Consider the following 22001-nt stretch of genomic DNA (forward strand, 5'->3'; position numbering starts at 1 on the left):
GTTTTAGTGTTTAAGGTGATATGCGGTAGCATCGGTATTGCGTTGCTCACACCTTAACAGGGCGTTATGTGATTGGTGGGCACTTCATACCTATTGGGGCTAAAATGCCCGCTCGCGGCTGCACATGAATTTCAGTCAACTTTAGAGAAAATACGATGATTGTAGAAAATGTGCTTCCTGAAAATTACGCAGAAATGCTTAGTGTTTGGGAAAATTCAGTCCGAGCAACTCATGACTTCATAACAGAAGAAGATATTGAGTTTTTTAAACCAATTATCATTGAGCAGGCTTTTCCTGCTGTCACGTTAAGATGTGTGAAAAATGAAAGTGGTTCAATTTTAGGTTTCGTTGGTATCCATGACTCAAAGGTTGAAATGCTGTTCATCTTAAACGAGGCGAGAGGGCAAGGTGTTGGTAAGGTGCTACTGCAATACGCAATAGAGCAGTTAGGCGTAACCAAAGTCGATGTAAACGAACAAAACCCGCAAGCGGTAGGTTTCTACGAGCATATGGGTTTCAAAGTTGTTTCTCGCTCGCCGCTTGATGATATGGGAAAACCTTTTCCAATTCTGCATATGACACTTTAAAGCTCGGTTTGTCGTAACCAGTTTGTCAGAAGAAACGCCCGAGGCTAATAACTTTGGGCGTTTCCGTATGCGGCGAAAAAATCACATAACAAAGCGTTTAAGACGGATTCCCAACGCTTGGCATTTTCAGTTTGAATCGGCTTTAGTGTTTACGGCACAATAGCTTAGGTCTGGTGGTAGCGTTGCTCACCACTTAACGCGGCGTTAGCTTTACTCGGAGGTACAATGGAATTACCAACATTTAAGTATCATCCAGATCCTATAAAAACGGGTGCTGTAGAAGTTACAGATGAAAATTGTGAATGTTGTGGTGTCAGTCGTGGCTACAGGGCAACTTCTACTATTTACTCTGAACATGACGTAGAAACTATTTGTCCTTGGTGCATTTCTGATGGCTCGGCGGCGAAGAAATTCGACGGAGAGTTTGCTGACCCACATCCATTGATGAAAGCTGGACTTGATAAGTCTGTGGTAAAAGAAGTTTGTGAAAGAACTCCAAGCTATATTTCATGGCAGCAAGAAGTGTGGTTATCGCACTGTGGCGATGCTTGCGAATTTCATGGAGATGCAGAGAAGTCTGATCTATTACAGGTAAAAGACGCTGAATTAGAGGCTTTACTAAACGATCAGCTAATAGGTAGTAATGAGTGGCACCAAATAGTCACTTACTATGAAAAAGGTGGGAATCCTGCAATCTATAAGTTCAAGTGTAGATCATGTGGCATATTTACTTATTCGCTGGACTTTGCGTAAAGCTAACAAACTGTTTAAGAGTGATTCGCAACGCGTGGCATTTTTACTATGCGTTGGTTTTAGTGTTTAAGGTGGTATGCGGTAGCTTCGGTATTGCGTTGCTCACACCTTAACAGGGCGTTAGGTGATTTCTCATAACTTAACCTCCGAACCACAAAATTGAGGTTCGGAGGTTAGTGGGGTTATAGTTGTCCTAAGTCGATTTTTTTAGCAATCAACTTCATGGTGTCTATCATTCCATGCTCAAACAGTAGCGAATCAGTAAAGGTATACGACTTAGACCAAACGCTTTCGGGTTCTTTTCGGTCGAGTGTTATAAATGCATATCCACCACCATCATTGCCATCGGCATTAAAAGCACGCCTCAGCTTTAACCGTTCACCGTCTACAAGCCCTTCGTCATTAAATGTGCCTTTGGGTAAGCCGCCTTCGGCTTCGGTTTTGAAAAACTTACCTTCTAAGGTGTCTAAGAACCACCGCAAGCCATATTTTGGGAACTCGATTTGGTAGTGTAGCCATTCGCTTTCGCCGTCTAGCTTATCGGTAAAGTATTTCGCGGTAGCAAGGATTATGTAGTCATCAACCAATAAAAAGTAAAAGTTTTTCGTTGTTTCTTCATCATCCGGTACCGTAGCAATCAAGTTTGGGTCTTGAGCAACTGTGAGTGGGTTGATTTCTTTAAACTGCTTCATCTGTCTGCTCCGTTTCCGATATTAATCCTCATAATGGCTCCTGCCTTCTCTAGTTCTCCTAGCGTTTGTGGGTTTTTATCCCACGTAAAGGTTTCGGGCGGGCCGTATTCCAGTTCATCATCAATGTCGCCAAAAGGCGTCGTATCATACTTAACATTTAAATCCTTAGTCACGCCGTTACCGAGAAAATCTTGGTTTGCGCCTAAACCTTGTTCTATTTGGTATCGGGTTCGCAACGTGTCAGTCTGGTTCGTAGTAAAGTCGAGCTTTTTGCAATATTTAGTAAAATCTTCTTGTTTCTTAATGTCGATGCCGCGTTCTTTAGCTGTTACTTTTACCTGCTCATAATAGCGACTGAACTCTGGAGTCAAACATGGTTCAATTAAATCAAGGCTGTCTGAAAACTCGCTACCGAGTTGTGTCTTTGCGTGTTTTCCCATCTCTCCGTATGTAGGGATAAAACTGACCATATCACCGAGTTCGGCGGCTTTTTCATGGTCAATCAACAGTATGGTGTAATCGCATGTTGGGTCATAGTCTCGCCCGACTGCTTTGCATATTGCTTCTGGGTCAGTATCGCCATGCTCTGCTTGTGTAAAAGTGGTAGTCCAATATCGTCTGGCCTTTCCCTCTGAGGGTGGTCCAATATAGCCCTTGTCCCCAGTCCATTCTGATTCGACCACTCGAAATAAGAAACGCTCATCCAAGCCCTTTGCAACCACTTCTCTTTTATCCGCAGTGGTGTAAGGTGAACCCGGTAATGCTGCACCACCTTCACGAGCGGCATCGACATAAGACTTGGCTTCCGCCAAGCGCTGCTTCGCTTCTTCATAAGTTTTGGGTGGTGGTTGTTTATCGGCTCGATATTTGTCACCGATTAAGACAGTGGGGTTGCCAATGACAATCTTGCCTCCGTGACTGGTTGAGTCTCCCATTCTTGCTGCGGGTTTACCGTATAATAAATACGGAGCCAGATCCTTGGCTTATGGAATCAGGGGGACCGACACAGATGAGGCGGTCGCCTTTACGAGCAGCTGGCAGACCGCCAACTTTTACATTGGGTGAGCCAGCGACTACAGGACCTCCCACATGCGGAACTTTAGCAGTAACCTTGGGACAGACGTGCATTGATGTTAATGTTGCAGCGGGTTTTCCCATGAAAACATCCTTTTTGTGGGTTAGGTTGCATATCTTAGCCCTTGTAAGGAAACTATCTTCTTTGGCTGGTGTAATATTTGGAAGCAAATCACCTAACAAACTGTTTAAGAGTGATTCGCAACGCGTGGCATTTTTACCATGCGTTGTATTTAGTGTTTAAGGTGGTAAGCGGGAGCTACTGTATTGCGTTGCTCACACCTTAACAGGGCGTTATGCCTCACAAGGAAAAGGAACTTTCGATGTTTAAAATCGAGACTAAGCGTCTGATTATTAGGGATATGACTCCGAATGATGAAGACGCTTTTGTTGCTATGTCTCAGGATGCTAAATATCAGCGTTTTTATGACGAAAGCGATTGTGACCCTAATAAATACCGAGAGTTAACACGCTTGTTTATAGCTCAGGCTTCTGAGAAACCAAGAAAATCATACCAATTAGCTGTCGAGCGTAAGGTATCAGGTGAGTTTGTTGGTACTGTTTGTTTACGGTTAGAGGATAATCAGCAGGCTTCGATGGGGTGTGCATTTTCCAGAGTCTCTCAAGGTAATAAGTTAAGTCATGAAGCCGCCTTGGCTCTAGCAGATTTCGGGTTCTCGGAGTTGGGAGTTCACCGCATTTATGCTGAGACAATCAGCAAAAACCTGCCAGCTATTAAGCTCTGTAAGTCTCTGGGTATGCGCCAAGAAGCACATTTTAGAGAGCATTGTTTTTTCAAAGGACAGTGGTGGGATACAGTTGTTTTGGCAGTCCTTCGAGTCGAGTGGGGCAAGGCATAACAATCTGTTTAAGAGTGATTCGCAACGCTTGGCATTTTTGCTATGCGTTGCGTTTAGTGTTTAAGGTGGTATGCGGGAGCATCGGTATTGCGTTGCTCACACCTTAACAGGGCGTTAGCCCTTTTCGAGGAAACGATATGGAAATCGTACAAGAAATAGATGTTTCAGAATTGCATCATAAGGCAATCGAAACATTAAGAAACCAAGCTTTTCCAGACAGCCAAGTAAGTCGTTCTTACTTTAAGCAGTTACCTCATATGCGTGCCCTTCATTTTCAAGGTGAACAGTTGGTTGGCTATCTTGGACTGGACTATCGCGTTGTTAGGGTCGGTGGGGAAATACATAAGGTTCTGGGCGTAATCGACTTCTGTGTTGATGAACGTTATCGAGGGCAAGGTATTGGCTCTTTCATGTTGTCAGAAGTATCGTCATTTGCCGAAACTAAAGACGTTGATTTCATAATCCTCATATCTGAGTTACATGATTTCTACTCATCAAATGGCTTTAACAAAGTTCAGTGCATGCAGTCTTGGTTAAGGCTTCACGAGCACAACAACTTTGGAGTTGCTGTAGAGCATGTGGATGAACTGTATGTGAAACCACTCAGAGCTAAGCAGTGGGGTGTTGGACATTTTGATTGGCTAGGTTATATGTACTAGTCACCACAAGGCTAACAAAGCATTTAAGAGTGATTCGCAACGCTTGGCGGTTTCGCTTCGCTCAAGTATAGCCAAGCGCCGCTCACACCTTAATGCGGCGTTATAGCGCACGATAAAATTGAATATGGATGGTCATGGATAATATCGAAAAAGAGCTCTATCAAGCAGCAATAGAACTAGTAAATATGCGATATCCTTCTGGTTGGGGTGGAGCTGCGGCTGTTAGAACAGAATCAGGAAAAATATTAACAAGCATTGCTCCTGATACTAAAAACGATGCTCTTTCACTATGTATGGAGGTGGGAGCGTATTTAGAGGCTCACAAACTCAATGAGCGAGTGACCCACTCATTATGCCTGTGTCGTGAGAACGAGAACGATGAATTTCTAATCTTGTCACCATGCGGAGTTTGCCAAGAGCGCCTCATCCATTGGGGTGGGGATGTCAAAGCAGCAATTACGACTCCAGAGAATGCATTGGTTTTCAAGACTATACGAGAATTAATGCCTCATCATTGGTCACTTGTAAACGGCAAAGCGCTATAACAAACTGTTTAAGAGTGATTCGCAACGCGTGGCATTTTTACTATGCGTTGGTTTTAGTGTTTAAGGTGGTATGCGGGAGCTTCGGTATTGAGTTGCTCACACCTTAACAGGGCGTTATGTAACTATTAGGAAAATCAAGAATGAAAGTTGATTATGAGTATTTGAAGCAACTCCTAGAAGCATTTGAGGAAGTTCCTAAACCTTTCCCCCTTATCAGTGAAATCTCCCAAATTTCTAGCTCAGTAAACAATCAATTTGCTTTTCACATGGGGATTTTGCATGACCAAGGTTTTATCCAATATCTTTTTAGTAATGGTCGATCACCTTTTACCCCTGATTACGATGATATTGATGACTTTTCTTGGTGTGACTGTAATGTGCGTTTAACAGCGCAAGGGCATGACTTTTTGGCGGCACTACGTCAAAAGAATATTTGGAAAGCTGTAAAAGAAGACCTCAAGGAAAATTCCATAGAGACAGTATGGAAGGTAGCCCAAGCAATGGCTACAAAACTAGCAACATCAAAGCTCGAAAAGTACTTGGATGCTACAGATGTAAAATAGCCACATAACAAACTGTTTAAGAGTGATTCGCAACGCGTGGCATTTTTACTATGCGTTGATTTTAGTGATTAAGGTGGTTTGCAGCGGCTTCTGTATTGCGTTGCTCACACCTTAACAGGGCGTTATGAGCCTCGAACATATTGAACACAGTTGTAGAAATTGCAGTACCAACGCTAGTGGTACAGCTAAACCAATAGTCATGGAGGACATTGAAGAATGTTGGAAAAGTAGAGCAAGTACTTGATAGAAATGATTTATCTTATAAAACTGTGGGCAACTCACTTCACCTAAAATTGGCACGAGCAGGCGGAAAAGTCACAATCAAATATGACTATTCGACAAATTCGTACCTATATAGTTGTAATGAATACTTATTAAGTTTCTCTAGCCTCATTTTTTTGTTCTATCTTTCAACACGTTATATCAGCCTGATAAACAAATGTGGTCTGGCTATGTTGCTGGGTGCATGTTTGCAGCAGCAGTGTTTAACCTATTCCAAATAGTACTGGCTCACATACAAATGCTGGATTTGAAATCTCAATTTAGAGAAGTGGGTGTTTATCTTAAGTCCGGCTCATAACAAACTGTTCAAGAGGGATTCGCAACGCGTGGCATTTTCACTATGCGTTGATTTTAGTGTTTAAGGCGGTTTGCGGCGGCTTTGGTATTGCGTTGCTCACCCCTTAACAGGGTGTTATAATTTGGAAGATGTCAATGAAGAATAATTTGCGTAAGTTTGATATTTACCCGAGTTTTTATGAAGTAGTTACCGGTCGAGTTATTATACTTTTTCCATTAACTTTTACATTGCTGATGCTCGTTCCTTTCCTTTTTGATAGTTCTATAATACTCGATGACAACCAACTCGATATGATGTTGGGTCCAATGTTGATTTACTTTTTTGCGTGTTTGATAGAAATGTTTGTACTTAATAATTTAGTCAAAAAATACGTGAAACCATTTAGGCTAACTAGTTCAGCCATATACATACCGAATTGGCTATGGGAAAGAGAATTGATCATTCCTAGGTGCAAAGTGGACTTTATTGAAATTCACGGTTACGAGGTATATCTTCCAAGGGTGGGGGTGATTAAGCAATTTAAAAACGTTTGTATTTTTACTACGGATGGTGAAATATACAAACTCAGTATAGGAAATGCTCCCTCTGGGGATCTTAGTGCATTAAGTCTTCCCGAATACGACTTAAGATATATTGAATTAAATAACCCTCTCAATTATCAACTTTTTTGTCAACTACGGTACAGCAGAGTCCACCTAATTTTGTTTTCGTTTGTTTTTTTCTCACGGCTATATCTTTTGGAAAGCTCTTGTATTGAAATGAGATGGTGCAAACAAATTATAACAAAGCATTTAAGACGGATTCTCAACGCTTGGCAATTTCAGTTCAGGGCAGCTTTAGTGCTAAATGTGGCAAAGTTTAGGTTTGGGTGGTCGCGTTGTTCACCACTTAATGCGGCGTTATATGCAAAAGGTGAAAATATCAATTTTATCAGTGGGGTATGCCTCTCAATGATTTAATAATCGTTTGTTTTAGTAATACGCGGGATTTAAAAATGTTTCCAATAAAGGAGGCGTTATGAAATCCACACACCTAGATGCTGAGCAGCGTTACTCGCAAGTTAGAATGAATACGATAAAAGCTGCTCAGATCAAACTTAATAAAACTAATGAATATAAAGACATTGAGCTGAAGAGCATTGATGGAAAGTCACTAAAGTTAGCTGGATGGTGGTCTAACTCTACAAAGCGTAAAGTTGACTGGGATTGGATTGAGGGTTACGCAGCTTTTAAGTTTAGATACCCAAAACGATTTGAACTCGCAATTTGGTCAAAAGGTGAACTTCTTAGTTTATCATTAGGTCGACCAACATATTATGGGAGCTCAATGAGGTTAGATTTTATTGAGGCAAATCCAGATATATCTGGCGCAAGAGTATTCCCCGCTACACTTTTTACTATGATTACATATGCAGAATTGCTGGGTGCAACAGAAGTGCGGGTAATGAAACCAATAAATGATGATGTTAAGAAGTACTATCAATCTTTTGGTTTAACATATGTTGTTAAGGGCGATTACTTATATATGAGGTTGTGATCATGAATGAAGATAAAAATAATGTAATACAACTTAAGAAACGTTCGCTCAAACAAAAAGCTAGCGAACGGTTTCTTGAGAGCATAGGTGATCAAGTAGAGCCAGAGGCATTGGCTTCAGGTGGTAAAATGGATGATGTTAGTTCTGAATGTGAGAGCAAAGATGACCAAGAAACAGAGTGAGCAGATTAAAAAATCAAAGGAAAGAAAAGTGAAGGAAGTGGACCCAAATAAAATGACTTCCCAACTAGCAATAGCACTCTATCGAGCCGCGAACCGATGCAAATTACCAGTCTAAAAATTTGCATATAACAAACTGTTTAAGAGTGATTCGCAACGCGTGGCATTTTTACTATGCGTTGGTTTTAGTGATTAAGGTGGTATGCGGTGGCATAGGTATTGCGTTGCTCACCCCTTAACAGAGCGTTAAATGCTGGTCGTAGTGAGCCGACAGAAAAGGGATTAATCAGATGACAATGATGTTGTTAAGAATTTATTGGTTTCCTGCTTTTATGGCGTTGGGGTCAATCCTGAGTGCTTATGTACTAAAAATTTATATACCAAGCAATTTTAGTAGTTCTCCGATGCTTAAGGGGCTATCGATCATGTCCGCCAATGCGGCTCCTTGGGTAAGTTTGGGCTTTTTGTCTTTAGCGATACTCGCTTTCTTATACCAAACATATTCATTGTGGCAATGGACGAAAGGAAAAGGTACTTGCTGTCCAAATTGTGGAGGCATGGTTTCTTATCAAGACGGTCGTTATGGACCGTATTTCAAATGTTTGCATTGTGGGAAGAACACAAGCATTTAACAAAGCGTTTAAGACGGATTCCCAACGCATGGCGTTTTCGGCTTACTTCAGTTTAAGTGTTTATGTCACAATGGTTTAGGTAGGGTGGTTGGCGTTGCTCACCACTTAACGCGGCGTTATACATTTATTTTGGTTTACGGAACATATGGATAATCAAGAGATAGTATTAGTTGTAGGCACATTCGTCATCGAGAATTGGAAGTACCTGTTAAGCGGTTTTGTAGGTTTGCTGTGTTCGGTCGCTGCGCTTTGTTGGCTCATATTGGGGCTATTGCACAAAAAGGAAGTTCGCATTCTTGAGCTTCAACTATCTCAACAAAGGGATTCTTTCACACAGTTTGAGTCTATAGTTGAGCAACGTTTTGAAGTTCTTCAGAAAGAAGCAGAGCAACTGAAGAGCAAGTTAATCTCAACAGCAAGCCATAGTCCGGAAATCAAGTTAGAGCTTGAAAACTCAACCAACAATGTCGTTCAACTTCCGCTTAATTCAACTGAAGAGTCGAAAGAAAATGAAGATAGTCGAGTCTCTACTTTTCTGAAAAGTGCAGATTTACTCAACAGCACGATTAGGTTACTTAATGCGCTGATATAGATGTATAACAAACTGCTTAAGAGTGATTCGCAACGCTTGGCATTTTTGCTATGCGTTGCGTTTAGTGTTTAAGGTGGTATGCGGTAGGTTCGGTATTGCGTTGCTCACACCTTAACAGGGCGTTATAGCTCATCAATTTCAAATAGGTGAAACTGAAAATGGAAAATGTTAACTGGTTAGTCAAGCTTGCATGTGTTGCTGGAGCATCACTTCCCTTTGCATCAAACTTTCTACAGTTAAAGTCTGAGTTAGAAGGTTTTGCTCTAGAGAAGCGCCTTCAAGCACTTGAAGATCCAATATCATCTTTGCACCCAAGTGTCCCTGAAGTTTCCAAGTTTCTATATGACAAAATCAAAGTTGAAAATAGCCATTTTATCGATGTGGTTGATGAAGAGTTAAGTCCTGAGTTCCGCAAGGCTATATTACTTCTCTCTGGTGCTGGTTGGCTTAAAAAATCAGGTATTTTTATTGAGCCTTTAAATCCAGTATATGTTGTCTATATGGCAGGCTTATGTGAACCTGATTCAACACTAAACGAGTTAGTTGGTTATGTCGATGACTGTGAGTCTGGTGTAGTAATCACGGCAAAAGAGCTATGTGAATCTCTTAAAGTACCTTCTATTTTAGTGCTTGCTTTATTTCAGCTATATTCCGACAAAAACTTAGGACTGTACGACAAAACGATCAATTCTGAATCTTATGTTGCTAAATGAGCTATAACAAACTGTTCAAGAGTGATTCGCAACGCGTGGCATTTTCACTATGCGTTTGTTTAAGTGATTAAGGTGGTATGCAGCGGCTTCGGTATTGCGTTGCTCACACCTTAACAGGGCGTTATACGAACAAGGAGGTCAATTGAAAGATTTACAACAACAAATATCGTCAATGGAATATTTCAAACGAGTAGAACAAGATTCCGAGTTAGTTTCCCGATATCCATCTGATGAATATTTTGTTATCCGAATGGACGGTATCGGCTTGAGTAAAAAGTATCTGAGTAACGTTACTCGTGACAAAAAATTTGAGGGACTCATGTGGGAATCGTTAGAAGAAACATTTAAGGTCCTTCATCGAAAATGTCCCCATGACTCACAAAACTTCATTTTAGCTGCAAGTATTTGTTCAGATGAAGTTTCGATAGTACTAAGTAAGGTTCCGACATATTACGATAATAGAGTTATCAAGTTATTAACAACGTTTTCGTCAACATTTACTTCTTTTTTCACAGGTAAAGGTATAACAAGAGCTAAGAAAAAGTCACAGCCGATTTGTGGTGCATTTGATGGCAGAGCTCTCATATTGAAGAACCAAAGTGAGGTTGTTGAATACTTAGCAACAAGATACGCTGTGAATGTCAGGAACTCGTATACTAAGTTATTACGATTAGACGGAGTAAGCTCTGAAGAGATATATAGTAAAGAAAACTACAACAACATTAAATATATCCAAGCAAAAATTGATGAACGCGGATTAACTGACAAAGCTAGTGGTATGTATTTAATCCCAAAATTTTTCGTCTCTAACAAACGAGCATTGCAAAACTATAGTTTTAGTTCAGTGGATGAGATGAAGAGTTCGATTACTACAAGCATAGTAGAGCATGAGTCTTGGTTGGAGCAGTTCGTATAACAATCTGTTTAAGAGTGATTCGCAACGCGTGGCATTTTTACTATGCGTTGGTTTTTAGTGATTAAGGTGGTATGCGGAAGCATCGGTATTGCGTTGCTCACACCTTAACAGGGCGTTAAATTCTTGAGGGTTTATGAGAGCATTTCGAAATGTATCAAAAGGGGTGCAGGGTAGCCTCAAATCACTTTATTCCGCTCTAGACAATAAAACGAACGAGAGCATCGAAGATTGGCAATGTGTTGCAATCACTGTGTTCGATCATTGGTTAACACGAGAAGAGTTTGAGCAATATTTTACTAATCGTTCGTTAGACCAACAAGCCGATATCGACCTGCGTTGGCATTTGTTTCATCGTCTTCTAGCGGAGGACGTTTCGTGTTACCAGTACAAATATAGATCTGTTAGTCGGTTGATATTTAAGGAGCCAAGAAACAGTTCTTTGTTTGTCCGCCGTTTATCTAGGTTTTCAGTTACGGATGCTGATGCTTTGCAGCTCGTAATTCCAGAATATCGGGCTGTTTTCGTACAAGGTTATGACGATACATGTTCTCTTTACTTTGAGTGTCGAGAGTCTGTAAAGCCTCTACTCCATGAAATTAGAAAGTTGGGCATGCATACGTTAGAACGAATTTAACAAACTGTTCAAGAGGGATTCGCAACGCGTGGCATTTTCACTGTGCGTTGGTTTAAGTGATTAAGGTGGTATGCGGCAGTTTCAGTATTGCGTTGCTCACCCCTTAACAGGGCGTTATACGCTTTTGAGGAAATAATCCAATATGAACAAGGTAGTATTCAGAAATTGCGATGAAAATAGTCAGTATTGGGTTGCTCTAGAGAAGCTGTTTCAAACAGAATGGTCTGACTTTCTATTCGTAGATACCTATAAACCTGAAGCCAACCTTCCACCTGTGATAGTTGCTCTCAGAGGCAATCAAGTTATCGGTGGTCTTGCTTACTCGCGCTTTAAAGAACCTAATGGTGACTCAGAAGTCATTTGGTTTAATGCTGTTTATGTTTCACCAGAGTGGCGTGGTCAAGGTATTGCTAATGAACTGATTAACCGAGGTGTTAGCCAAATATCAGCAGCAACTCAAAGTAATCTGTATGCTTACACCAATGTACCATCGTTGTACGAGTCATTAGGTTGGTTAGCGGTTGACATTGAAAGTGAGCCAGATCATAAGGTTATGAAAGTTTCGTTGTAGTGTCAGCACGCGTATAACAAAGCATTTAAGAGTGATTCGCAACGCTTGGCAGTTTCGCTTCGCTCAAGTATAGCCAAGCGCCGCTCACACCTTAATGCGGCGTTAGGTTACTAGCCTCAAGGTCAAGGTTCTGGGACTTTCCCCACCTTTACTCACTCAGCTAATCCCTTCTCCATTTTTGGGGCGCTGTAATCGCTAATGTCTAGGTGTTCGAAAGTGAATTTCTACGGTTGCAAGTCAGTTAGTAGAGCACTGGGTTGTATTGAAAAAGGTTTTGGGTTCGCGGTTTTTTCAGTTTTTGGATTTGAAACAAGCAACGCAAAATTTGGACATTGCGTGTGAAGTTCCGTAAGTCTCCACGCTGGGCGGTTTTGGTCAGGTTCAAGCTAATTCTTCGTTTCGTATCACAGCAAAGCTAAAGTTTGGTCTGCTTCTGAAGTTTGAGCTTACGGGTGTGGTTGTGGTTTTTGTTTGGGTGTAAAGTATTGAAATTATTAACCTAACAAGCTGCTCAAGAGGGATTCCCAACGCGTGGCGAATTTACTCCGTTCTGGCTTGTGTGGTTACGGTGTAGGGGTTTAGTTGTGCGGCCATGCGTTGCTCACCCCTTAGCAGGGCGTTAGTAGCAAGGAGGCAAACGTGACAAAAAGGCACATACCTTACGCCACGTTAATATTAGTATTGTCCACTGTAGTGGTATCTTTGGGTGTGAATTTCCAAATAGCAGGATCGCTATTCGGAAAGATTAAGATTACAGAGTTAGAGCCCTTTGGCGGCTTAACATACAAGCACATTTTAGATTTGGAACTATGGCGTCTAGTAGTTTCTCAATTCATTCACGTGAAGCAGTCTCACATGATTTACAACGCTTTTTCACTGTTTGCTCTGGGCTATTTGCTTGAGCGAAAACTTGGTTCCAGTGTTTTTCTAGCAATATGGTTTATTTCGGGCTCGATTGGCACCTTTGCTAGTACATTCACGGTACCTGAACCTTGGGATTTGGGGACTGGTGGTTCCCAAGCAATTTTAGGATTAGCTGCTGCTGGGCTCTCCATGTATTTACAACGACACATTGAAGGGAAGTTAGCGTTGGGCGTTTTGATACTTACTATTGTTCCAGCATTCGCTCTAGATCTAGTCTTCAGTGAGTACCATCTTCCAAAGGTTGGTCATGTGGTTAGCTTTAGCTTAGGTGTTATTCTTTTATATGGTTTTCAGCAACGTGGTAAAACTTGCTACTAACAAAGCGTTTAAGACAGATTCGCAACGCTCGGCATTTTTGGTTTGCTTTGAATTTAGTGTTTACGGCACAATAGTTTAAGTTAAGTGGTAGCGTTGCTCACTACTTAACGCGGCGTTAGTTTTACGAAGGAGAAATCGAATTGATTAAGATTATTGATACTGATAGTGAAGACATAAAAAGAATATCTATAGATGGAGTGTTGGGGAAGGAGTCATATGTATATGTATCTCAGGTGTCTGAGTCACTTCCCAGTTGTTATATTCATGACGAAATGCTAAGAGACAAAATATTAAAAATTTCGATCAATGAAATCCTGAAAAAATTTGATTCATTATCAATTGAAGTGGATGTTGATAATTTCTATTCTTCTAACTTTAAATTAACTTCGCCTACAAGAAGGTATAGAGGCAACAAATCTCGTATTGAGCTATATGTTGACTCTGAAGAGTGGAAAGAAATCTACAGTCTAAAAGAGTTTAGTGAAGCACTTGAAACCGTATCTTCTTATGACCATGACAATATAGTAAATTACTTTCGTGATGACGAAGAATTTATAACTAATGGGTTTGGCTTTGAGTGTGAAATTTTAGATTATAGTAGAACAATCGAGGCTGAGAGAACAGATCTAATCTCTGCTGCAAATGACCTAATCTTTAAAGCTAAAAAGCTGTTGTCAGAATCTTCTGGCAGATTAACATTAGAATTGAATTTCCCAGATGAAATAAGAACTCCTTGCGAGCAATATTTAATGTATTTTAGTCAATACTTGTTAGATTTAGGTATTTCGACTAGTAGCGAAATAAACCATGTTAATAATTCTACTATTTTTTCAGTAATTCCTGAAGATAAAGAACAGGCGCTAGAGGTAATAGCAGACTCATTAGCATGTTACTTATCACTCCCCGATGAGTTAGAACATTATACTTCGCAAATTAAAAATAAAGATATTTCCTTGATGCAACTAGAGTCAAATGTCTTCCATTTGAAATCACAGTTGATGTTGGCGCAATCTGTCTTAGAAGCAAAAAATGCTACAATTCAAAGTCTAACGTTAACGAATGAACAGTACGAGAGACTGCTTTCTGCTAAGCAAACAGCTGACTCCAATCCAACGAAAGAAGTTGCGGTGATTGGTGAGGTTGTCAAAGTGAAAGAATATAAGGGAAAGATTGTTACTATTGATATACCAAGGGTAATAAGTAACTTAAAGAGAATTATTCGAAAGAAATAAAACTAACAAAGCATTTAAGAGTGATTCCCAACGCTTGGCATTTTGCATTCCATCGTTGGGTTTTGTGTTTACGGTGGTAAGGTTAAGTTTCGTGGTAGCGTTGCTCACACCTTAATGCGGCGTTAGGCTAATGGAGGTACAGCATGAATGATTATTTTAGAGCCTTTGTAGAAAAAGTGTTGGGTTTGTTAACCCCTCTTAACTTACACGAGCGTGTTCAAACTCTTGTGGGTATCTTAGTTATTCTTGGCTCATTAGGTGGACTGATTACTGGACCTTTATTACTTATTAGAGATGCTGAAATTTTTAAAGAACACTTACTTTCTGTGAATGTTATTCGTTCTCAGGAAAAAGTTACACTCGATAAAAGTGGGATGATAGGCAGTTACTTAATCTTCAATAATAAAGGTGACTATGAAGAAATTATTACTCGTGTGAGTATGGAATTTTACACTCCATATCAAGTGATTAGTGTATATTTAGGTGGTGATGTTCCGAATATTTTACCAATAACTATCGGTGAAAAATTAGGTAAATCTGGAGAAGTCAAAGAGCTTCTTGCAAATGGCAATTTTATAGAACGCCACACTTCAATGTTGCCAAACTATGTTTCGCGATCTGACTCTGAGAATGTCATCGCGTTTGGGCGCAACACAACAGGCGGGGAGTTCAAACACCGTTGGATGCTCTACGGGTGTAATAACCCCGTCAAGATTCGGAAAAACATTAATAATACAGTTGTTATTAACCAGTTTAAGTTGCCACAAGAGTTGGCTAAAGAAATTGAAGCAATACCGATGATAATCGAAACCGGTGTGTTTGATGACTCAATAATAGGTCTTATTGAAAACGGTAAACCCACGATGAGGCTGTATTTAGGGGAGTTGCTTGTGACTGTCGAGTTTGTAAACTCAAATGGTAGAGCAGACAGAGCAATTGTAGATGCTACAAATGTGTATCTAGAAGTTAATAGCGATGGAAAAACACTCAGTCTAGCTGATTGGGACACATCGTTTCCTGATTCATTTCAGAAAATTGTAGACATAAGAACTACTGAGAACATATATGATAGAAAACCTGAAAGCTTAAAATACTATTCATCTATTGATTCAGACAGTAATAATTACCTAGTCAAGGAGTCAGGTGTGCCACGCTCTTATACAATGCCAAGTATGTTTGCTAACTACGATGCTGATTTATGCCAGTACACCCAAGTAATGTCGAAAAATTAGCCTAACAAAGCATTTAAGAGTGATTCCCAACGCTTGGCATTTTTCATTCCATCGTTGGGTTTTGTGTTTACGGTGGTAAGGTTAAGTTTCGTCGTAGCGTTGCTCACACCTTAATGCGGCGTTATGTACTTACACAATCAATCTGCCTTATAATTCTATTCTCAAGGGTTTTAGTTTAAGTTATTGATTTATGAAATATTTTATTCCATTTGTATTCATGTTAATTACTGGTGCTACATATGCAGATGTACCGCAATGGATGAAACGATCTGAACCAAACAGTTTAGGTTTGTTTTCTTCAGTCTATGGCGACTGTCCTTTTACTAACGAGACACTAGTAAAACGCATAGAGGGGGAGTTTCTTAGGGCGCGTATTAAGGCTAATAACGATCTTTCATTTAACCTAACTGTTAATACGCTATGCATGAGTATTAATAATAAGGGTGGAGACAATACAGGTACAGCGGTTTCCTATGAAATCAGGTTTGGCACACGAGCACCTACAGGCGATTTCGTTCTGTATGAAAATCCAAATTACGGTTCGATGCTTATTGGTGGAAAAGGTCCTGACTCGTCACAGTTTTTTGTAACGACTATTACAAGTAGTGTAGAAGAGGCTCTTACGGACTATCTCAGGGCGAATTTCTAGTAAAACGTACATAACAATCTGTTTAAGAGTGATTCGCAACGCGTGGTATTTTTACTATGCGTTGCGTTTATTGTTTAAGGTGGTATGCGGTGACGTCGGTATTGCGTTGCTCACCCCTTAACAGGGCGTTAGTTTTATGGAGGAAATATTGTGGAAATCTGGAAGTTATTGTTCTTTATACCTGCGTGTTTTGCGCTCAATATGACTCCTGGTCCAAACAATCTATTGTCCATGAACAATGCTCGTTGTTACGGTTTCAAGTCCGCTTTTATTGCTGGACTTGGTCGTATCGCTGCATTCGCTGTGATGATTGCCTTGGCTGCTTCTGGTTTAGCAGTGGTTCTCTATGCTTCTGAGACTCTATTTCTAACGATTAAAATTGTGGGTGCGACTTATTTATTGTGGATTGCCTTTAATCTTTGGCGTTCGGAAGCAAGTCCTGTTTCTGAACTAGAAAATACTCGCAACCGATTAGGTTTGGTTAAACAAGAATTTCTGCTAACCGCCGGTAATCCAAAGGCGATCTTAATCTTTACCGCCTTTCTACCACAGTTCGTCGATGTTTCAGCGAGTGTAAATGAACAGTTCTTTGCTTTAGGGGCTACGTTCCTCATTTTAGAAATGGGTGCAATATCGATTTATGCGATATTTGGAATGTACTTAAGGCAGTGGTTTACGAAGCCGAAAATGGCAAAGCGCTTCAATAGAGGTTGTGCAACTTTTTTGGCTATGTCTGGAGCAAGCTTGTTACTGAGTCGCCAGCAATAAAACTAACAAACTGTTTAAGAGTGATTCGCAACGCGTGGCATTTTTACTATGCGTTGGTTTTAGTGTTTAAGGTGGTTGTATGCGGCGGCTTCGGTATTGCGTTGCTCACACCTTAACAGGGCGTTATAAGGTATTTGATGGTAGAGCTTACAGATAAGATTATTGGTCCCAAATACAGAGTTCTTAATCCAATTCTTGAATTGCTCTTGAAAAGCGGGAATGAAGTTTTTACTGACTATACGTGGAGCTCTAATCCTACTGGTTATCTTTGTATTTTAAAAAAGCCAATAGACTTTGATTTAATTGAAAGCCGATTCGTATTGCCAAAAAGCATCCACTTAAACAAGCGATTTGGTGAGGTTAATTATGGGTTAGGCACAGTAATCATTCGTTGTGCGTAACCTTATAACAAATTGTTTAAGAGTGATTCGGCACGCATGGCATTTTTACTATGCGTCAAGTTTAGTGTTTAAGGTGGTATGCGGAGGCTTCGGTATTGCGTGCCTCACACCTTAACAAGGCGTTAGAGCGCAGGAGAAAAAATATGAATATGACGGATATAATTGAATACATTTCATATCTTATCGCCGGCATTATTATCGCTCCCTTCGGCTTTATGTTGTTTAAAGAATTCATCGGTAAAGATCGCAAGACGGTCACAGATGAAGTCAAATCTACGGTAGGAGACGAATCGAGAAAGTTTCTGGGCGGTAGATATGGTGATGCAGTTGTAGGTCAGTTTGTCGAGTTTAAACTGATAATAGCGATAGGTTTGCCAGTAGTTCTATTTCTAGGGATCTCTTCCTTGGTAAATTCTCTTTTGAAAGTTCTGTTCAACCTGTGAGTTGCGCTCTAACAAACTGTTCAAGAGGGATTCGCAACGCGTGGCATTTTCACTATGCGTTGTTTTTAGTGTTTAGGGTGGTATGCGGCGACTTTGGTATTGCGTTGCTCACCCCTTAACAGGGCGTTAGCTTTCTGGAGAGAAATAATGAGGATCAGACAAATTAAGGCTTACCGAGTAACATCAATTATTTCTTTGCTGTTAGGCATTACCGCACTACAGGAAATATATATAAGCGAAAACCTATTAATTATTGGTTTTGCTGCTGGTGTGCTTGGTACCTTCTTGCTAGGTAGTGCCGGGTTTTTTACGGTATTTCGATTTGTGTCTGCGTTTTGAAGGAATCAAGTTTAAGCCTGTCTAGTCGTGTTCTAGGGTGTACTTATTCGGTGCTACCTGTTCTACTTTGGTACTTATGCAACGTTAAGTTTATATTGGTGCCTGCGGTGAACGCTAAAGAGCTTTCAACCTTCTTTATTCCATCGGCTTTGGCTGTGTTAAATGGAGTTATAGGGGTAATCTTATTCTTCGGAGTCGTTGAAATAAATAATAAACTTCTGGGGAAATCATCAAGCTAACAAACTGTTCAAGAGGGATTCGCAACGCGTGGCATTTTTACTTTGCGTTGGTTTTAGCGTTTAAGGTGGTATGCGGCGGCATTGGTATTGCGTTGCTCACCCCTTAACAGGGCGTTATGTAACTATTCGTATTTTTGAGTTTGGAATAGAAGATCTTGGAAGTAAAAAGAGAAGTTAATGACAAAGGGACTGTTTATAGTGTCCTGATAAATGGTTTCCGTATTCACGAAGAATATTGCTTGAGTAGCGCTAAACGTGTATTTGATGGCTTGAGCAAAGGAAAACAATTAGTTGACTTAGCCGAGCACCCACAATTGCGCAAGCTCAAAGAGGAGTTAGTAAGCATTAAAGCTGAAAATGCTAACCTTAAAGAGGAAAACGTTGCATTATCTACAGAGAAAGATGCACTTAACACTTTGCTTGATATGCTCGAGTCAGGTAAGAAATCAGTTTTCCAGTATAGAGTAGAGAAAATTACTGGTTTATCCGCTCCTGCTTCTCTGAATGAGTTAGATTCAAGTACTTTTAATGAAATTTTGGCTTATGTAACTATGTTTGTTCAATTGCGCTTTAAGGAGCATTGGCAAGTAAATAATGTAATATCAAAAACAAACAGTTGGCATCAGTACCCAAATATACGCTCTATTAACACTCATAGAAATGGCAAGCAGGTGGAGGGGATACATCCAGAGTATTATGCGCTGATATGTGAAATTCTTGATATAACGGGAGATAACGGAACACCATTGGTTCATAGCCGTAGATATTAGTTACATAACAAACGCTTCAAGACGGATTCGCAACGCGTGGCATTTTTGTCATGCGTTGATTTTGGTGATTAAGGTGGTATGCGGAAACATCGCATTGCGTTGCTCACCACTTAAGCGGGCGTTATGTGATTTTGGGTAAAGTATGTTCAAAAGTTTAATTAAATATATTGTGATTGGAGCTCTTGTCGGTATAGGCTTTTCATCCGTTGATGAAATACATTATCAAATCACTAAATCTAGCAGGATAAAAGATCTAGCCGAGGCTCAGGAGCTAGCAGATCAAGTTCGCTCTACTTACATTATTGACTCTAAAGAACTATTTCCAAACAATCTTCCGGAACGCTATTACAATCCTGAAAATGATCTGTTTTTTAGTTTGCAGAGTTTTTCTGATTTGGGTTCGACGGTAGAGATGTCTGGTGTGTTAACCAATAGAGGTACAGATATATGGCGCAATGTCTATGTAGATTTTGAAGCTTTTGATGATGATGGAAATGTTATTTCAAAGTGTAATGTTCCGTCTGGAGAGCTACTACCTACATATAGCGAAGGTTTGATAACTCGATGCCCAAAAGTCGAAAAGTTCAAGGCAAAATCACCAAGTAAAATAAATATGCGCATAAAATGGAATTTTCATGGTCAAAGAGTAGTGACTGAAGGTGATAAATAATCACATAACAAACTGTTCAAGAGGGATTCGCAACGCGTGGCATTTTTTACTATGCGTTGAATTTTGTGATTAAGGTGGTTTGCGGCGGCTTCGGTGTTGCGTTGCTCACCCCTTAACAGAGCGTTAGTTTGCAAGAGGAAAAACGCAGCTATATCGCAGGATCTAGTGGTAAAAGCTCAAAGTCGAAATTGTCGTATCGGCGTTCAATTTCAGTGTTAACGAGCGTGGTGAAAATCCAAAATTGGCATCTTTTTAACGGTTGGTTTGTTCTTTGTTGTGGCTACTTTTGGGTTAATTGAGCTGAACTCTTTTGTTGAAACTCTGCTCGTTAAGTTTGCTGGTACAAAAGCCGATTTACTCGCTGAAATAACGTTTTCTCTGAAGTGGTAAATTCATGTGGTTTCAGTGACTCTGTTGAAAGTCCGCATTGTGATATTGGTTTTCCAAAAGCGCTTTTTGGTGTTGTGAGTTCGTTTTCTGCGACGTTGTTTGTTCCATGTGGTTTCATTGATTAGCCGCTTTTAGACTACGCCTGACTTAAGTGCATCAAAACACATAAAGTTTATTGTTTGCAAAGTCTAAAATGACTTAAAATCAACGCTTTGGGTTTGCAAACTAACAAACTGCTCAAGAGGGATTCACAACGCGTGGCATTTTTACTATGCGTTGATTTTAGTGATTAAGGCGGTATGCAGCGGCTTCGGTATTGCGTTGTTCACCCCTTAGCAGAGCGTTAGTCGCCAGAAAAAGCTAGCAATCAAAATCATGTTTCTAAGCTCAAAATTTGGCTGCTGATTGTTCGGCTCACAGGTTCATCGTCGTTGGTCCAAACTCATTTTCAGCTGTTTTAAGTCCAAAGTTTTGCAAGTGTCCTAGCGATTGTTTTGTTCTTTGGTGCTGACAGAGCAGGGCAATCGAGAGTTTGTTGGTACAAAAGCCAATTTACTCGCCGAAATGACGTTTTCTCTGGTGTGGTAAGTTCCACGTGGTTTCAGTGACTTTGTTGAAAGTCCGCACTGTGAGATTGGCTTTCCAAAAGCGCTTTTTGGTGTTGTCAGTCCGTTTTCTACGGCGTTGTTTGTTCTAGTGGTTTCATTGAGTAGCCGCTTTGAGACTACGCCTGACTTAAATGCATCAAAGCACATAAAGTTTGTTGTTCGCAAAGTTTAGTTCGGCTTAAAATTGTCGCTCGGTGCCTCGCGACTAACAAACTGCTCAAGAGGGATTCGCAACGCGTGGCATTTTTACTATGTGTTGAATTTAGTGATTAAGGTGGTATGCGGCGGCTTCGGTATTGCGTTGCCCACCCCTTAGCAGGGCGTTATGTTTCCGAGTGCCCCACGTTTAGTAGACACTTTATTAAGTTAGATTTGTTGTAACCCATATTCAATGTTCTACTGTTTTACATCACCTTTTATAGATTTCATGAAATGTCCGTTTGCTAAATATATGCATTTTGTATATGTTATCAACTAAATCAATTAGTTATCGTTGCTAGTTGCCAACTTCTTAGAGTGATATTTATGTTGAAGATTTTATTAGAAGCATTTCATGCAAAAGGGTATGAAGGATATCTTTCTGAAGATGCCCAAAAAAAATTTGCGGATTCTTTGTTAAAAATAGCAGATAAGATGTTTTGGGCACCCATTGCATATTTCGGTGTATCTGTTTATCAAAATAAGGCATTAGATTTATGGGGTATTGTATATCTGACTATCTTTTTTGTTTTAGCGGTATGTTTGAGGCATCAAGGTTTAAAAGTATATGACTTACACTATGAAAAGAAAAAGGCGAAAGAAGAAAAAGCGAGATTAACGAACAAAAAGTAAACATAACAAAGCATTCAAGAGTGATTCCCAACGCTAGGCATTTTTCATTCCATCGTGAGCTTCGTGTTTACGGTGGTATGGTTGGGTTTCGTGGTAGCGTT

The 22001-nt window shown here is 40.2% G+C and carries 25 protein-coding genes and 2 pseudogenes; 25 read left to right on the forward strand and 2 right to left on the reverse strand.

The genetic code is table 11. From position 1 onward, the window contains the following. The first annotated feature begins 155 nt into the window (after positions 1 to 155). Both OH463_RS25730 and OH463_RS25735 read left to right on the forward strand, forming a co-directional pair. Positions 156 to 587, forward strand: coding sequence for a GNAT family N-acetyltransferase (locus OH463_RS25730; protein WP_269993099.1), 432 nt, complete (start codon positions 156 to 158; stop codon positions 585 to 587). A gap of 225 nt (positions 588 to 812) precedes the next feature. Continuing rightward, positions 813 to 1340 (forward strand): CbrC family protein, encoded by a 528-nt coding sequence (locus OH463_RS25735; protein ID WP_069218774.1) that lies wholly within the window; start codon positions 813 to 815, stop codon positions 1338 to 1340. 182 nt (positions 1341 to 1522) lie between these two features. On the opposite strand, the gene OH463_RS25745 is transcribed toward OH463_RS25735, so the two are convergent. Beyond that, the gene (locus OH463_RS25745) at positions 1523 to 2032 is read right to left on the reverse strand and encodes a hypothetical protein (protein WP_269993102.1); all 510 of its coding nucleotides are present in this window, start codon (positions 2030 to 2032) and stop codon (positions 1523 to 1525) included. Between the two features lie 872 nt (positions 2033 to 2904). Next, positions 2905 to 3190 (reverse strand): annotated as a pseudogene (locus tag OH463_RS25750) (PAAR domain-containing protein); the annotation flags it as partial. 239 nt (positions 3191 to 3429) lie between these two features. Between OH463_RS25750 and OH463_RS25760 the strand changes: the two are divergent. The 23 genes and pseudogenes from OH463_RS25760 (at position 3430) to OH463_RS25945 (ending at position 21900) form a co-directional block, all read left to right on the forward strand. Then, complete coding sequence (locus OH463_RS25760) at positions 3430 to 3966, forward strand: GNAT family N-acetyltransferase (RefSeq protein ID WP_269993104.1); 537 nt, start codon at positions 3430 to 3432, stop codon at positions 3964 to 3966. A 137-nt stretch (positions 3967 to 4103) separates the two neighbouring features. Continuing rightward, positions 4104 to 4625 carry a GNAT family N-acetyltransferase gene (locus OH463_RS25770; protein ID WP_269993107.1) on the forward strand — a complete coding sequence of 174 codons (522 nt, stop codon included), beginning with the start codon at positions 4104 to 4106 and terminating at the stop codon, positions 4623 to 4625. A 134-nt stretch (positions 4626 to 4759) separates the two neighbouring features. After that, the gene (locus OH463_RS25775; RefSeq protein ID WP_269993109.1) at positions 4760 to 5170 is read left to right on the forward strand and encodes a cytidine deaminase; all 411 of its coding nucleotides are present in this window, start codon (positions 4760 to 4762) and stop codon (positions 5168 to 5170) included. Positions 5171 to 5310: 140 nt separating this feature from the next. Then, positions 5311 to 5733, forward strand: a complete 423-nt coding sequence (locus OH463_RS25785; protein WP_047483044.1) for a DUF2513 domain-containing protein — start codon at positions 5311 to 5313, stop codon at positions 5731 to 5733. Between the two features lie 209 nt (positions 5734 to 5942). Further along, a pseudogene (locus tag OH463_RS26290) lies at positions 5943 to 6313 on the forward strand (hypothetical protein). Between the two features lie 134 nt (positions 6314 to 6447). Continuing rightward, the gene (locus OH463_RS25800; RefSeq protein ID WP_269993117.1) at positions 6448 to 7272 is read left to right on the forward strand and encodes a hypothetical protein; all 825 of its coding nucleotides are present in this window, start codon (positions 6448 to 6450) and stop codon (positions 7270 to 7272) included. 58 nt (positions 7273 to 7330) lie between these two features. Continuing rightward, on the forward strand, positions 7331 to 7849 hold the full coding sequence (locus OH463_RS25805; RefSeq protein ID WP_009696804.1) for a hypothetical protein: 519 nt from the start codon (positions 7331 to 7333) through the stop codon (positions 7847 to 7849). 2 nt (positions 7850 to 7851) lie between these two features. Further along, positions 7852 to 8031: a hypothetical protein gene (locus tag OH463_RS25810; RefSeq protein ID WP_009696803.1), complete on the forward strand. Its 180-nt coding sequence runs from the start codon at positions 7852 to 7854 to the stop codon at positions 8029 to 8031. Positions 8032 to 8805: 774 nt separating this feature from the next. Further along, positions 8806 to 9252, forward strand: coding sequence for a hypothetical protein (locus OH463_RS25820; protein ID WP_269993123.1), 447 nt, complete (start codon positions 8806 to 8808; stop codon positions 9250 to 9252). 158 nt (positions 9253 to 9410) lie between these two features. Beyond that, positions 9411 to 9965, forward strand: coding sequence for a hypothetical protein (locus OH463_RS25830; protein ID WP_050925303.1), 555 nt, complete (start codon positions 9411 to 9413; stop codon positions 9963 to 9965). A gap of 142 nt (positions 9966 to 10107) precedes the next feature. Continuing rightward, entirely contained in the window at positions 10108 to 10881 is a 774-nt protein-coding gene (locus OH463_RS25835; RefSeq protein ID WP_248873362.1) for a tRNA(His) guanylyltransferase Thg1 family protein, read from the forward strand. A gap of 776 nt (positions 10882 to 11657) precedes the next feature. Continuing rightward, positions 11658 to 12086 (forward strand): GNAT family N-acetyltransferase, encoded by a 429-nt coding sequence (locus OH463_RS25845; protein ID WP_269993133.1) that lies wholly within the window; start codon positions 11658 to 11660, stop codon positions 12084 to 12086. 639 nt (positions 12087 to 12725) lie between these two features. Continuing rightward, complete coding sequence (locus tag OH463_RS25850) at positions 12726 to 13328, forward strand: rhomboid family intramembrane serine protease (RefSeq protein WP_269993135.1); 603 nt, start codon at positions 12726 to 12728, stop codon at positions 13326 to 13328. Positions 13329 to 13468: 140 nt separating this feature from the next. Next, positions 13469 to 14560, forward strand: a complete 1092-nt coding sequence (locus tag OH463_RS25855; RefSeq protein ID WP_269993137.1) for a hypothetical protein — start codon at positions 13469 to 13471, stop codon at positions 14558 to 14560. Between the two features lie 143 nt (positions 14561 to 14703). Next, positions 14704 to 15792, forward strand: coding sequence for a hypothetical protein (locus tag OH463_RS25860; protein WP_269993138.1), 1089 nt, complete (start codon positions 14704 to 14706; stop codon positions 15790 to 15792). Positions 15793 to 15982: 190 nt separating this feature from the next. Continuing rightward, a complete protein-coding gene (locus OH463_RS25865) occupies positions 15983 to 16441 on the forward strand; it encodes a hypothetical protein (protein WP_269993140.1) in 459 nt (152 codons plus the stop codon). Positions 16442 to 16591: 150 nt separating this feature from the next. Beyond that, positions 16592 to 17209, forward strand: a complete 618-nt coding sequence (locus OH463_RS25875) for a LysE family translocator (protein ID WP_269993144.1) — start codon at positions 16592 to 16594, stop codon at positions 17207 to 17209. A gap of 137 nt (positions 17210 to 17346) precedes the next feature. Then, positions 17347 to 17610, forward strand: coding sequence for a hypothetical protein (locus OH463_RS25885; RefSeq protein WP_269993148.1), 264 nt, complete (start codon positions 17347 to 17349; stop codon positions 17608 to 17610). A 143-nt stretch (positions 17611 to 17753) separates the two neighbouring features. Continuing rightward, entirely contained in the window at positions 17754 to 18053 is a 300-nt protein-coding gene (locus OH463_RS25895) for a hypothetical protein (protein ID WP_038892926.1), read from the forward strand. A 147-nt stretch (positions 18054 to 18200) separates the two neighbouring features. Further along, entirely contained in the window at positions 18201 to 18392 is a 192-nt protein-coding gene (locus OH463_RS25905; RefSeq protein WP_269993157.1) for a hypothetical protein, read from the forward strand. 394 nt (positions 18393 to 18786) lie between these two features. Next, positions 18787 to 19401, forward strand: coding sequence for an FtsB family cell division protein (locus OH463_RS25915; RefSeq protein WP_269993159.1), 615 nt, complete (start codon positions 18787 to 18789; stop codon positions 19399 to 19401). A 142-nt stretch (positions 19402 to 19543) separates the two neighbouring features. Next, positions 19544 to 20071 carry a hypothetical protein gene (locus tag OH463_RS25925; RefSeq protein ID WP_262639390.1) on the forward strand — a complete coding sequence of 176 codons (528 nt, stop codon included), beginning with the start codon at positions 19544 to 19546 and terminating at the stop codon, positions 20069 to 20071. A 1523-nt stretch (positions 20072 to 21594) separates the two neighbouring features. Then, complete coding sequence (locus tag OH463_RS25945) at positions 21595 to 21900, forward strand: hypothetical protein (RefSeq protein WP_199481180.1); 306 nt, start codon at positions 21595 to 21597, stop codon at positions 21898 to 21900. The last annotated feature ends 101 nt before the right edge of the window (positions 21901 to 22001 follow it).

The organism is Vibrio sp. NFR, from assembly GCF_027587095.1.
GTDB classification, from domain to species: Bacteria; Pseudomonadota; Gammaproteobacteria; order Enterobacterales; family Vibrionaceae; genus Vibrio; species Vibrio harveyi.